The 13,298-nt window shown below is 74.2% G+C and carries 8 protein-coding genes and 1 pseudogene; 1 reads left to right on the top strand and 8 read right to left on the bottom strand.

Annotated elements, in window-relative coordinates; all coding sequences use genetic code 11:
* Nucleotides 1–101: 101 nt before the first annotated feature.
* The 8 genes and pseudogenes from ACWCRA_RS10845 to dnaE form a co-directional block, all read right to left on the bottom strand.
* Nucleotides 102–1,748 (bottom strand): long-chain fatty acid--CoA ligase, encoded by a 1,647-nt coding sequence (locus ACWCRA_RS10845; protein ID WP_351544965.1) that lies wholly within the window; start codon nt 1,746–1,748, stop codon nt 102–104.
* A 172-nt stretch (nt 1,749–1,920) separates the two neighbouring features.
* On the bottom strand, nt 1,921–2,565 hold the full coding sequence (locus ACWCRA_RS10840; RefSeq protein ID WP_351544968.1) for a SigE family RNA polymerase sigma factor: 645 nt from the start codon (nt 2,563–2,565) through the stop codon (nt 1,921–1,923).
* A gap of 202 nt (nt 2,566–2,767) precedes the next feature.
* A complete protein-coding gene (locus ACWCRA_RS10835) occupies nt 2,768–3,910 on the bottom strand; it encodes a glycoside hydrolase domain-containing protein (RefSeq protein WP_451067265.1) in 1,143 nt (380 codons plus the stop codon).
* 52 nt (nt 3,911–3,962) lie between these two features.
* Nucleotides 3,963–5,129: a lipid-transfer protein gene (locus ACWCRA_RS10830; RefSeq protein WP_451067264.1), complete on the bottom strand. Its 1,167-nt coding sequence runs from the start codon at nt 5,127–5,129 to the stop codon at nt 3,963–3,965.
* A gap of 554 nt (nt 5,130–5,683) precedes the next feature.
* Nucleotides 5,684–6,559: pseudogene (locus ACWCRA_RS10825) on the bottom strand (bifunctional MaoC family dehydratase N-terminal/OB-fold nucleic acid binding domain-containing protein); the annotation flags it as partial.
* A gap of 399 nt (nt 6,560–6,958) precedes the next feature.
* Nucleotides 6,959–7,264 carry a hypothetical protein gene (locus tag ACWCRA_RS10820; protein WP_351544974.1) on the bottom strand — a complete coding sequence of 102 codons (306 nt, stop codon included), beginning with the start codon at nt 7,262–7,264 and terminating at the stop codon, nt 6,959–6,961.
* A 246-nt stretch (nt 7,265–7,510) separates the two neighbouring features.
* A complete protein-coding gene (locus ACWCRA_RS10815; protein WP_451067263.1) occupies nt 7,511–8,515 on the bottom strand; it encodes a DNA polymerase Y family protein in 1,005 nt (334 codons plus the stop codon).
* 6 nt (nt 8,516–8,521) lie between these two features.
* Nucleotides 8,522–12,355, bottom strand: coding sequence for a DNA polymerase III subunit alpha (gene dnaE, locus ACWCRA_RS10810; protein ID WP_451067262.1), 3,834 nt, complete (start codon nt 12,353–12,355; stop codon nt 8,522–8,524).
* A 166-nt stretch (nt 12,356–12,521) separates the two neighbouring features.
* Here dnaE and ACWCRA_RS10805 point away from each other — a divergent pair, with 166 nt between their 5' ends.
* Entirely contained in the window at nt 12,522–13,271 is a 750-nt protein-coding gene (locus ACWCRA_RS10805; RefSeq protein WP_451067261.1) for an N-acetyltransferase family protein, read from the top strand.
* Nucleotides 13,272–13,298 lie beyond the last annotated feature (27 nt).

The raw sequence follows: 13,298 nt of genomic DNA, 5'->3' as shown, positions 1-13,298 counted from the left end.
CGGGGCAGCCAACGGAACAGCGCACGGAACAGCGCACGGAAGAGCGAACCGGACAGCGCACCGGCCGGCCCCGGTGACCCCGGGGGCCGGCCGGCCCCCGGCTACAGCCGGGTGACGTCCAGCTCGCCGTCCGCGTACTGCTGCCGGATCACCTTCTTGTCGAACTTGCCGACGCTGGTCTTCGGCACCGCCGGAACCACCGCCCACCGCTCCGGCAGCTGCCACTTGGCGATCCGCTCGGCGAGGAAGGAGCGGAGCGTCTCGTAGTCCGCGGCCGAGCCCTCCGTGAGGACGACCGTGGCCAGCGGGCGCTCGCCCCACCTCTCGTCGGGCACGGCGACGACGGCCGCCTCGGCCACCTCGGGATGGGCCATCAGCGCGTTCTCCAGTTCGACACTGGAGATCCACTCCCCGCCGGACTTGATGACGTCCTTGGCGCGGTCGGTGAGCGTGAGGAACCCGTCGGCGCTGATGACCCCGACGTCACCGGTCCTCAGCCAGCCGTCCGCGCTGAACTTGTCGGCGGGCCGGATCTCCTCGCCGCCCGCGCCCCCGTAGTAGGCGCCCGCGATCCACGGGCCGCGCACCTCCAGCTCCCCGGCCGACTCGCCGTCCCACGGCAGCGGCCGGCCCGCCGGGCCGATCAGCCGGGCCTCCACGCTCGCCGGGAAACGGCCCTGGGTGACGCGGTACGGCCACTCCTCCTCGGCGGCGAGCCCGCCCGGCGGGTGCGCCATCGTGCCCAGCGGTGAGGTCTCGGTCATGCCCCAGGCGTGACAGAGCCGTACGCCGAGTTTGTCGTACGCCTCCATCAGCGCGGGCGGACAGGCCGAGCCGCCGATGGTGACCTGCTTCATGGAGGAGATGTCACGGGGGTTGGCGAGGACCTCGGCCAGCAGGCCCTGCCAGATGGTGGGGACGGCGGCGGCGTGTGTGGGCCGCTCGCGCTCGATCATCCCGGCGAGCGGCCCGGGCTGGAGGAAACGGTCCGGCATGAGGAGGTTGATACCGGTCATGAAGCAGGCGTGCGGCAGCCCCCACGCCTGTACATGGAACTGGGGGACCACCACCAGCGTGGTGTCCTTGTCGTCGAGCCCCATCGACTCGCGCATGTTCACCTGCATGGAGTGCAGATAGATCGAGCGGTGGGAGTAGACCACGCCCTTGGGGTCCCCGGTGGTGCCTGAGGTGTAGCACATGGCGGCGGCGGACCGTTCGTCCAGCTCGGGCCAGTCGTAGCGGGTGGGACGGCCCGCTATCAGCTCCTCGTACTCGTGCACCCGGGCCTCGGTGTCGGCGAGCAGCGAGCGGTCGCCGGGGCCGGAGACGACGATGTGCTCGATCGTCGGGAGGTGCGGCAGCAGCGGTGCGAGCAGGGGGAGCAGGGTGCCGTCGACGATGACCGCGCGGTCGGCGGCGTGGTTGACGATCCACACCAGCTGCTCGGCGGGGAGGCGGAGGTTCAGGGTGTGGAGCACGGCGCCCATGGAGGGGATCGCGAAGTACGCCTCCACATGCTCGGCGTTGTTCCACATGAGGGTGGCGACGCGCTGGTCGGCGTCGATGCCGAGTTCGTCCCGCAGGGCACCCGCCAGCTGATTCGCCCGCTCGCCGACGTCGGCGAAACTGCGGCGCCGTGGCTCGGACTCGCCCGTCCAGGTGGTGATCTGCGATTTTCCGTGGATCGTCATCCCGTGGTGCAGGATGCGGGTCACGGTCAGCGGTACATCCTGCATGGTGCTCAGCACGGCGTCCTCCCGGTGGGCGCTGGCGCTACGTGGCAGTAGGGGTGTGCAGATTCTGCGCCCATACCGATTGGTATGTCACTACCCGCCGCGCAAACGATTCCGCGCGCTGTGCCGTGACAGCCGCCTGCCGGGCGCGCCGGGGGGCGCCGGACGGGCCGGGGTTCGCCGGGGGTCAGCGCACCGGGGCCAGCTCCGGGTCCTCGCGGAGCTTGCCGAGCGCGCGGGACACCGCGCTCTTGACCGTGCCGACCGACACCCCGAGCACCTCGGCGGTCTGGGCCTCGCTGAGGTCCTCGTAGTAGCGCAGCACGACCATCGCCCGCTGCCGGTCCGGCAGCTTCATCACCGCCCGCCACATCGCGTCGTGCAGCACCTGCTGCTCGGCGGGGTCGGGCGAGGGCACGGTCTCCGGCTCGGGCAGCTCGTCACAGGCGAACTCGTCCACCTTGCGCTTGCGCCACTGCGAGGTCCGGGTGTTGAGCAGCGCCCGGCGCACATAGCCGTCGAGCGCCCGGTGGTCCTCGATCCGCTCCCAGGCGACATAGGTCTTGGTGAGCGCGGTCTGCAGCAGATCCTCCGCGTCGCACGGGTTCGCGGTGAGCGAGCGCGCGGTGCGCAGCAGTACGGGTCCCCGCGCCTTCATGTACGACGAGAAGGACGAGTAGCGGGCGTGCGGCGCGTATCTGGCATCGGTCCCGGCACCCGCCCCGACCCTGGTCACGGCCCCGGGCCCGGTTCCGGTCGCGGTCCCGAAACCGTACGGCGGAGGCACCGGCAGGGCAGCTCTCGAAGCGTTTGTGCAGACTGGCGTGGTCATGGGTCCACGCTAGGAGCGGGGCCCGCTCAAGCGGATCGGCCGGAGGGCCTGAAGCCGTCTCCGCCTCAGGTTGTACGGGTGGGGTCGCCCCCACCTCCTGAAGGTGGAGGAGACCCTCAGAGGCGATCACCCCGCTCTCAGGGCTGATCTCACCCCGGCCGGGCCGGGAGAAGGCCGGGACCGGGCCCGGGCCGGGACCGGTTCAGTCGCGGATACGGGCCACGGGGGCGTCGGTCATGTTCCGTCCGATGGTCAGCCGATGGCCGCCGTACTCCTCGCTGACCCGGCCTTCGTACTGATGGATGCGGCGCTTCACCCGCCAGGCGTACGGGTGCAGGGCACGCTCCCCGTACAGCGACGGCCTGCGGTTCCAGCGGGCGAACCACAGCGCGGACGGCAGATCCCCGGCGCCGGCCCGGCGGGCGCGCTCCATGTGCCGCACGCCCGCGTCGGCGTCGCTGTGCAGGCCGGGAACGTACCCCTGCCGCCGTACTTCCCGGTTCCAGGCCCGGATGAAGTCGAGGGTCGCGCGAACGCAGGGGGAGTCGCCGAGATCGTACGACTTCAGGCTGATGTAGAGCGCGCTGCCCGGGCCCATCCCGAGAGCCGCCGCCCGGCGGACGGCCTCGTTCCCCTCGCGCTCTCCCTGGACGGCGGGGACGGCTCCGATGAGGTGGCGGGGGCGCCGGGCGTCGGGGGCCTGCCGGGCCTCCTCGGCGGCCTCCTCCGCGGCCTCCCCGGCGGCCCGGGCGCCGTCCCGGTCCTCCCGGGACTTCCCGGTGTCGTGGGGGGTGTCCGTGCCGGTGCCGGACGCACTGGTCTCGGATGGAGTGGTCTCGGACGCAGTGGTCTCGGACCGGCCGGTCTCGGACGCGCCGGTCTCGGACGCGCCGGTCTCGGACGCGCCGGTCTCGGACGCGCCGGTCTCGGACGTGCCGTTCTCGGACGCGCGGGCGCAGGAGGGCTGCGCCCCGGTGAACACCGGCAGCACCCGCCACCCCATCCGGTGCACCTCGGCGACCCAGCTCCGGGTGAGGTGGGGCTGGCCGGCGCACTCCCGGCCCCGGCCCGCGTAGGGGATGCCGACCGCGCCGTACGGGGAGGACTTCCGCCAGGCCCTCATGGCGGCGAGGGACGGGGCCCGGCAGATGTCGAACGCCGGCCCCCGGAAGGTCACGGCCGTGTCGGCGGTGGTGTCGGGCGGGGTGCTGGTCGCCGACGCGAAGCGGGCGTCCTGCCGGGCCGGTCCCGGGGGCGGGGTCAGCAGCAGATCGGGCAGGCCGAGCAGCACGGTGAGGACGAGGGCCGCGGCGACCTGGGCCCGGGCCGATCTGCGGGTGCGCATGGCCCGAGTCAACGTCGGCCAGGGGCGGGCGGCCAGCGCTGCGGCCCCTCACTCAGCCGTCCGCGCCCAGGATCAACCCGGACGTGGGAACGCCCGTGCCCGCCGTGACCAGGACCCGGGCCGCGTCCGGTATCTGGTTCACCGAGGTCCCCCGGATCTGCCGGACGGCCTCCGCTATGCCGTTCATCCCGTGCAGATACGCCTCGCCGAGCTGACCGCCGTGGGTGTTCAGCGGCAGGGCGTCCGACGCCACGAACCCCGAGCCCTCCCCCGGCCCGCAGAAACCGAACTCCTCCAGCTGCATCAGCACATACGGCGTGAAGTGGTCGTAGAGAATCCCCACGTCGATGTCGGCGGGGGCCAGCCCCGAGCCGCGCCAGAGCTGCCGGGCGACCACCGCCGTCTCGGGCAGCCCGGTCAGGTCGTCCCGGGAGAAACTCGTCATCTGCTCCTGCGCCCGGCCCGCCCCCTGGGCCGCGGCGACCACCAGCGCCGGCGGCCGGCGCAGATCGCGGGCGCGCTCCGCTCGGGTGACGACCACGGCCTGGCCGCCGTCCGTCTCCTGGCAGCAGTCCAGCAGCCGCAGCGGCTCGGCGATCCAGCGCGACGCGGCGTGGTCGGCGAGGGTGATGGGCTTCCCGTGGAAGTACGCGGCGGGGTTGCGGGCCGCGTACCGGCGGGCGGTGACGGCGACCGGGCCGAACGCCTCGGGGGTGAGACCGTGGGCGTACAGATAGCGCTGGGCCGCCATCGCCGCCCAGGAGGCCGGGGTGAGCAGTCCGAACGGCAGGACCCAGCCGAGCGCCGCGCCCTCGGCCGACGGCTCCCGGTGCTGGACCCCGGAGCCGAAGCGGTGGCCCGAGCGCTCGTTGAACGCCCGGTAGCAGACGACCACATCGGCCACCCCGGCGGCGACCGCGAGGGCGGCCTGCTGCACGGTGGCGCAGGCCGCACCGCCTCCGTAGTGGACACGGGAGAAGAAGGACAGCTCTCCGATGCCGGCGGCCCGGGCGAGGGTGATCTCGGGGTTGGTGTCCATGGTGAAGGTGACCAGGCCGTCGACATCGGCGGGGGAGAGACCGGCGTCGTCCAGCGCGGCGTGGACCGCCTCCACGGCGAGCTTCAGCTCGCTGCGGCCGGAGTTCTTGGAGAACTCCGTCGCCCCGATACCGGCGATGGCCGCCCTGCCGCCGAGGCCGTCCCTCCGGCTCCGGCTCATCCGGTCCCCTCCGTCCGGCCCGGGAGGGCCACCGTGACCGTGCCGGTCACATGGGTGCCGAGGGCGTGGGTTCCGGTGATCCGCACCTCGGCGGTGCCGTCCCCGGCGGAGGTCACCGTGCCCCGCAGCACCAGGGTGTCCCCCGGCCCGCAGGGCGCGCCCAGCCGTATCGCGACCCGGCGGAGCAGCGCGCGCTCCCCGAGGCAGTCGGTGATGTACCGGCCGACCAGGCCGTTCGTCGTCAGGATGTTCATGAAGATGTCGGGGGAGCCCTTGCGGCGGGCCAGCTCCGCGTCGTGGTGGACGTCCTGGAAGTCCCTGGAGGCGATGGCTCCGGCGACGATCAGGGTGCGGGTGACCGGGATCTCCAGCGGGGGCAGTTCGTCACCGACGGCCGGGGTGGGTACGGGCGCGGGGACGGGTCCCGGGGCGGGAACGGGTACGGGCGCGGGTCCCTGCGCGGCCGGAGCCACGGAAGCGGTCCGGGCGGAGTCGGGGTCCGGGTCCGAGTCCCGGTCAGGATCGGGGCCCGGGGCCGGGGCCGGGTCGGCGGGGGCCCGGAAGACCGGAAGCTCCAGCCCCGCGTCCACCCGGAGGAACTCCAGCTCCACCGGCATCCCGATCCGCACCCGGTCGTACGGCACCCCGGTCACACCGCTGACCATCCGCACCCCCTCCGACAGCTCGATCAGCCCGACCGCGTACGGCCCCTCGCCGAAGGCGGGGAAGGGCGGGTGGTGCATCACCACATACGAGTGGACGGTGCCCGCACCGCTCGCCTCGACCGTGTCCCACTCCGCCGAGCCGCAGCCACCGCACCCCGGCAGCCAGGGGAAGCGCAGCGCCCCGCACCCGGTGCAGCGCTGGATCAGCAGCCGGTGGGCGGCCACCCCCTCCCAGAACCCGGCGTTGTCCCGGTTGACGACGGGGCGCGGCCGGAGCGGCGCCGGCCCCTTCCGCCCGGGGGCCCGGGGGCCGGCCGGCGCGTACTTCAGGATGCGGAAGCGGTGGGTGCCGGCCGGTTCCCCGTCCGCCCGGATGTCCATACGGGTGGTCACGAAGTGGCCCGCGCCCAGCCTGGTGGTCTTGCGCCCGGACACCGACTCGATCACCGCGTCGTAGGTGATCCGGTCCCCGGGCCGCAGCGGGCGCGGATACTCCTGCTCGCAGTCGGTGGCGACCACCGAGGTGTACCCCGCCCCTTCCAGCAGGGCGAACAGCTCGTCCTGCGGGGTCCCGCCGTCCGAGTGCCCGGAGAGACCGCCCATCGTCCAGACCTGGAGCATCGTCGGCGGCGCGATGGCGTCCGGCCCCCGGTAGGCCGGGCCGGTGTCGCCCATCGCCTCGCACCAGTGCCTGATCATCGGCTCGTTGACCAGGTCCTTGCCCACCGCCGATGTGACGGCCGGAAGCCCTTCGTACGCCTTCAGCCGGCGCCGGAACCCCGCGTCCTCAGCGTCCTCCGTGTTCCCCGTGTTCCCCGCGTTCCCCGCGCTTCCCGCGCTTCCCGCGCTTCCCGTGCGCCCCGCACTCCCCGCACCGCCCACGGCCCCCGTGCGGCCGAGCCGCGCCGTGGTGACGACCTCCCGCTGCACCTCGCTCACCCCTCCCTGAGGAAGCCCCGGCGAAGGAGCCCCGGTCCTCGTCCCGGAGGCCACCGCCCGCCCCGCCCAGACTTTCTGACTGTCCGTCAGACAGTTTGGGCGTGTCAAGGCCGCCGACCGCGCCGGGGCTCCGGAACCACCACGCGCGGCAGCCCGCGCCGGGCACCGAAGTGCCCCGCGCGGGCTGCGCTCACCCCTCGGACAGTCCCCCCATCGGGCCGGCCCTCACCACCACAGCGGAGTGAAATTGATCGAGACATTGTCCTGGTCGACGAAGGTGAAGGCGGAGCCGCTCACACCGGCGACACTGCTCTGGCCGGTCGATCCGGGGGACGTCAGCAGCTGGCTGGTGGTCGACGTGCCGTAGTTGTCACCGGCGACACCGCCGATGAGCGCACCCACCGTCGTGCTCGATCCGTCGTCCGCGAAGAGAACCCCGTTGTCGGCCGCGGCGGCACCCGAGAAGAGGGCGACGGTGAGAGGCAGCGCGGCGACAGCGGCGAGAACGCGGGCGGTACGGATGCTTGCCATGTGTTTCCTCCAGGAACCGGATGGGCAAATCAGGGCCTTCTCCCGGGGGTTGGCCGGCCGCCCGGGAGCCGCTCACGACGTCGCGACCTCAGAGTTGCCCACCGATTCCCCATCGAACCACCCATGAGGCGACCATCCCCCGCAAGCGTGAGCGTTCCCCGATAAACCTCCGCCCGCCCTCTCCGCATCGCCCGTCGCCCCCCGCTTCTCTCTCCCCCCGCTTCTCCCGGTGGGCCGGCCAGGGCCTCACCCCGGCGGACCGGCCAGGGTGGCGGGGCCGAGCACCCCCCGTCCGTACCGTGCCCGTGCCCGGTCCGCCACCGCCTCCACCGCCAGCGCCCGGTCGGCACGCGGATCGAAGGTCAGCTGCCGGACGGCCTCCGCCGCCGGACGGAGCCCCTCCGCGCCGAGCGTGAACCGCCGGACCCGGGCGCGCTGGAGGCCGAGCCGCTCGTACAGTCCGTACGCGCTGCGGGCCAGCGCCGCCGAGTGGTGGGTCGGCTCGGTGAGGGTGCGGGTACGGGTGGTCGTCGACCCGTCCGCGTACCGCACGGTGAGCGTCACCGCCCCCGCGATCCGCGCCTCGTCGCGGAGCCCGGCCCCGAGCCGCTCGGCGAGCCCGAGCAGGGCGCGCCGGTGCCGGACGGGGTCGAGTTCATCGGCGTCGAAGCGGTGCTCGGCGGTGGCCTGCCGGGGCGCCGCAGCGGGTGTGACCGGCCGGAGGTCCCGCCCGTGCGCCCGCTCGTGGAGGTTCCGTCCGACGGCGGCGCCGAAGAGGCGCTGCACGGTCGGCAGCGGAGTGTCCGCGAGGGCGCCGATGGTGTACAGCCCGTACGCCGCCAGGGTGGCCGCCGTCGCGGGCCCCACCCCGTACAGCGCGGCCACCGGCCTCGGCCGCAGAAACGCGGCCACCGCCCTCGGTTCGTGCCCGATCACCGTCATACCGCCGGGCGGGGTGGCATCGGCCGCCATCGCGGCGATCATCCGGTTGGGGCCCGCGCCCACGGTGGTGTCGTGGAGGCCGTAGAGGGCGGCCGTGCGGAGCTGGACCAGCTGCCCGATCCCCCGGACGTCCCGGCCCCAGAACCGCAGCGCGCCGGTGACATCGAGATCGGCGGCGTCGGGCTCGACGGCCTGGACACGGGGGGTGATCCCCTCCAGGGTGCTCAGCACCCTGGCGTGGAGCCCGGGGTCCCCGCCCGGTGGCAGGAAGAGCTGGACGCGCAGGACATGGCGGTGTGCGGAGGTCATCGCGGATCACCCGGCGCTTCCGGGGCTGGTGTATCCCAGCGCCCTCAGATCCGGGGTGTTCGGGGCGCCCGCGGGCCTGAGGTCCGCCCAGGGGTGCAGGCTCGCCCCGGTCTCCCGCGCGATCGTCCGCCGCGCGGTCCCGCGGCGCACCCCGTCCCGGTCCCGCGGTACGGAGGAGTCCCGGGCCGGGTCCGCGCCGGGTCCGAGCAGCCGGCGCACCGCCTCGGGTCCGCCGTCGCGGCGGGCGACCGCGAGCGCCTCCAGGTCCCACACCATCGACCCGACGACGCCGGGCCGTCCGCCCCGGCGCTGCACGGTGCCGCGCACCAGCAGCAGCCCGGAGTGGAAGACCGTATGGGCACAGGCCTCGTGGCTGTCCTCGAAGAAGGCGAGATCGACCATGCCGGAGCCGTCGTCGAGGGTGACGAAGATGATCCGCTTCCCGGAGGCGATGGGCGGGGTCTGGGTGGCGGCCCGCACCCCGGCGACGAGGACGGTCTCCCCGGCCCGCACCCCGCCCAGATGCCGGGAGTCGACGGCGCCGAGTTCGCGCAGCAGCCGGTGGTGGTGGTCCATCAGATGGTGGCTCACATCGATGCCGAGCACGCCCAGTTCGGCGCTGAGCGCCTCCCGTCCGGTCATCTCCGGCAGCCCGGCGCCGTGCGTGGGCAGGTCGTACCCCTGGATCGGCAGCTGGCCGTCGTCGAGGGGCCGCCCCCGGTGCTGCCGGTGGAGTTCGGCGATCCGGAGCAGCAGATCCCGCCGGGTGGGCCGGTCTCCGCGCCGGCCCGGGGCGCCGGGCGCGCCCGAGGTGCCCGGCACGTCCCGCGGGCCCGGCGTGCCCGGCGTGTGCCTGCCCGGGGTGTGCGTGTTCTGCGGGCCCGGGGTGCCCGGGGTGTGCCTGCCCGGGGTGTGCCTGCCCGGCGTGTGCGTGTTCTGCGGGCCCGGGGTGCCCGGGGTGTGCCTGCCCGGCGTGTGCCTGCCCGGGGTGTGCGTGCCCGGGGTGTGCGTGCCCGGGGTGTGCGTGTTCTGCGGGCCCGGGGTGCCCGAGGTGCCCGGGCCGCCCCGGGCCCCCGGCGCCTCCAGGTCTCCCAGGTCTCCCAGGCTCCCCAGAGCCCCCAGCCCGTCCATCGCCCCGATGTTCGCCAGCCGCTCGGCGGTCGGCCGCCCGGGCCGGGCCCGCTGCCAGAAGTCGGAGAGCGAGGTGTAGGGCTGGCCCGCGGCGATACGGGTGACCTCGTCCGCGCTGATGCCGCGCACCCCGGACAGCGCCAGCCGCACACCCCAGGTGCCGTCCGGCGCCCGTTCGATGGTGTGGGCGGGGCGGGAGCGGTTGATGTCGACGGAGAGCACGGCGATGCCGTGGCGCCGGGCATCGGCGACGATGACGCGCTTCGGCCACATGCCGGGGTCGTGTTCGAGCAGCCCTGCGTAGAGGGCCGCCGGATGGTGGGCCTTCAGCCAGGCCGACTGGAGGGCGGGCACGGCGAAGGCGACCGCGTGGGCACGGGAGAACCCGTACGCCCCGAAGGACTGGACGATCTCCCAGACCTTCTTCCGCACGGCCGGTGAGTAGCCCCGGGCGGCGGCCTCCCGGTGGAACCAGTCGTGGACCCGGGGGAGCCGGGCACGGTCGCTGAGGGCCCGGCGGGCGTAGTCGCCGAACCCCCGGTCGCAGCCGGTCAGGACATGGAACATCTCGATGATCTGCTCGTGCCAGATCACCACTCCGTAGGTGTCGCGGAGCACGGGTTCGAGGTCCTTGTGCGGATAGGCGAGCGGACGGCCGTGGCGGGCGGCGACATACTGCTCCGGCATCCCGCCGGCGACCGGCCCCGGCCGGAAGAGGCTGATGTCGGCGATGACGTCCTGCGGGTCGCGGGGCTGCATCCGGCTCAGCAGATCCATCTGGCCCGGGGACTCCAGCTGGAACATCCCGAGGGTGTCCGACGACTGGATGAGCTTGAAGGCGAAGGGGTCGTCCAGGGGGACCTGGCGCGGATCGTCGAGGTCGACGCGGCGGCCGGTGGCGCGCTCGATCTCGGCGGTGGCGTGGGCCATCGCCGACTGCATCCGGACACCGAGGACATCCAGCTTGATCATTCCGAGGTCCTCGACGTCCTCCTTGTCGGCCTGGACCATCGGATAGCCGCCGGTCGGTGTCGGCTGCACCGGGAGCCGGTCGAGCAGGGAGGCATTGGTGAGGATCACTCCACAGGGGTGCATGGCGATGCCCCGGGGGAGCGCGTCCAGCCCCTGGGCCAGTTCGAGGAGGAGGCGGTACGGGGCCGCCCGCGCGGCCAGTCCCCGCAGCTCGGGCAGCTCTTCGAGGGCCGCGCCGATATCCGACGCACGGATATGAGGAAACGATTTTGCAATCCGGTCCACCTCGCCGGGGGCGATCCCCAGGGCGAGCCCGGCGTCCCGCAGCGCGTGCCGGGCCCGGTAGGTCTCGGGCATACCGGTGATCGCGACCCGCTCCCGTCCGAACCGCTCGATGATCCGGTCGTAGACATCGAGCCGCCGGGCGGACTCGACATCGAGGTCGATATCGGGCAGATCGGCGCGCTGCCGCGACATGAAGCGCTCGAACAGCAGCCGGTGCTCCAGCGGGTTGGCGGTGGCGATATGGAGCACGTGGTTGACCATGCTGCCCGCGCCCGAGCCCCGGGCGGCGACCCGGACACCCATCTCCCGCACATCGGCGACCACTTGGGCGACGGTCAGAAAGTAGGTATCGAACTCCAGTTCGGCTATCAGGGCCAGCTCGTCGTCGAGTCGTTCACGAGCGGCGGGGTCGCGGTCCAGACCCCGGGCGACCAGACCGGCCGCGCAGCGCTCCCGCAGGACGCGGGCGGCGTCGGCCCGGTCCACGGCACCGACTGTCGCGGGCTCGGGCAGCTGCCGGCGCCCGAGCCCCAGATCGGCGACGGGGTCCACCCGGCACAGCTCACCGGTCTCCACGGTCTCCGCCAGCAGCCGCACGGCCCGGCGGCGGCCGAGCCCGGCCGCCGCCGCGATCCGCTCGGCGGCCTCGCCCATGGCGGACGGGTCCTTGAGCCAGCGCTGCCCGGAGTCGACGGCGCGGGGGTCGATGGGGCGGAGCAGCCGGGCCGCGTCCAGCACATCGGCCAGCCGGTGCCGGTCCGGATCGGCGTACCGGACGGCGTTGGTGAGCACGGCGGGGACCCGCTCCCGGTCGGCGAACTGGAGAGTGCGGGCGGCGAGCCGCAGCGAACCGGGCCCGGCGCCGGCGCGGCCGTGCCAGACGGCCTCCATCCGCAGGGAGTCGCCGAAGAGTTCCCGCCAGGGCGCGAGCAGCCGCCCGGCGAGGTCGGGGCGGCCGGCGGAGAGCGCGCGCAGCGGCTCGGAGACGGGTCCGAGCAGGGCGATCAGCCCGGCGGACGGCACACCGGCCCACCGGCGCAGCGCCGCCCAGGACAGAACGGGCCGGCCGTCGACCGGGTGGGCGTGCGCGTCCGAGGTGAGCCGGCAGAGCGCGGCCCAGCCCCGGGCGTCCCGGGCGAGCAGGGTGACGCGCAGGGCCGGCTCCCGGATGTGGGCGCCGCCGCGCACGGGGGTACGGCGCCGGTGGGCGGCGCGGTCCGGGGCGGCCGGGAAGAGGGGTTCGACCGCGAGATCGACCCCGAGGACCGGCCGCACTCCCTGCCCGGCCGCCGCCTTGGCGAACCGCACCACCCCGGTGACGCCGTCCCGGTCGGTCACCGCGAGGGCGCCCATACCCCGCTCGGCCGCCCGTCGTACCAGGTCGTGGGGGTGGGAGACGCCGTAGCGGGCCGAGTAGCCGGATGCGACATGCAGATGCGTAAAGCCCTCCATGCCGTGCCTCCTGCCATGACCCCCTCTGTCCGTCTGGTGCGCATCACCCCGAAAACGTCATCGAACCTCTGTTCGAGAGTAACGCGTGGGGCGGGGAGAGGCGAACGTTCCAGGTGAGACGTTTATCGTGGTGCGGTCCGGGAGGCGGCGCCCCTAAGGTGGCGCGATGCCGCATATACGAGAAATGACCGAGGCCGACATCGACGCGGTCTGCGACCTGCGGGTACGCGGCTGGCGGGCCGCCTATGCCGGGATCGTCCCGGCGGACCACCTCGACTCCATGAGCGCCGAGTCCGATGCCCGCCGCCACCGGCGGCGCTTCTCGGCCGGGCCCGCCGGTGGCGGGCCCGCCGACTCCGGGCCTGGCAGCCGGGCCACGGATCTGGTGGCGGTGGCGGGCGGCACCCCTGTCGGCTGGCTCTGCCTGGGCCCGTACCGCGCCACCGCCACCACTCCTGGTGCGGGGGTGGGCCCCGGTGCCGGTGCCGGCTCCGGTGCTGGTGCCGGTGTGGACTCCGGCTCCGGTGGCGGTGGCGGAGCCGGCGCGGACCCCGGTGCGGGTGAGGGCCCCAGCGCCGGCGCGGACCCCGGGACGGGCGCGAACCCCGGGACGGGCGCGAACCCCGGTGCGGGTGAGGGCCCCAGCGCCGGTGTGAGCCCCGGCGCGGGTGAGGTCTACGCCCTCAATGTCCACCCCGCCCGCACCGGCACCGGTATCGGCCGCGCCCTGCTCACCGCCGCCCACACCGCCGCCCGGAGCCGGGGCTTCACCTCCCTGGCCCTCTGGGTCCTCGCCGAGAACCACGGCGCCCGCCGCTTCTACGCCCGCGCGGGCTACGAGCCCGACGGCGCCACCCAGGACGACCCCTACGACACCGTCACGCTCACCGAACTGCGCTACCGCACAGCCCTCTGACCGGCCGTCCGCCACCGGAGGGAAGCC

Source organism: Streptomyces sp. NPDC001889, assembly GCF_053594535.1.
Note: the sequence above shows the minus strand (reverse complement) of the source record. Positions and strands in the feature narration are given on the sequence as shown.

Coding starts and splice junctions, on each gene's coding strand:
- ACWCRA_RS10820 (WP_351544974.1), bottom strand. CDS start 7,264: ATGGCAAGCATCCGTACCGCCCGCGTTCTCGCCGCTGTCGCCGCGCTG.
- ACWCRA_RS10830 (WP_451067264.1), bottom strand. CDS start 5,129: ATGAGCCGGAGCCGGAGGGACGGCCTCGGCGGCAGGGCGGCCATCGCC.
- ACWCRA_RS10840 (WP_351544968.1), bottom strand. CDS start 2,565: ATGACCACGCCAGTCTGCACAAACGCTTCGAGAGCTGCCCTGCCGGTG.
- dnaE (WP_451067262.1), bottom strand. CDS start 12,355: ATGGAGGGCTTTACGCATCTGCATGTCGCATCCGGCTACTCGGCCCGC.
- ACWCRA_RS10835 (WP_451067265.1), bottom strand. CDS start 3,910: ATGCGCACCCGCAGATCGGCCCGGGCCCAGGTCGCCGCGGCCCTCGTC.
- ACWCRA_RS10815 (WP_451067263.1), bottom strand. CDS start 8,515: ATGACCTCCGCACACCGCCATGTCCTGCGCGTCCAGCTCTTCCTGCCA.
- ACWCRA_RS10805 (WP_451067261.1), top strand. CDS start 12,522: ATGCCGCATATACGAGAAATGACCGAGGCCGACATCGACGCGGTCTGC.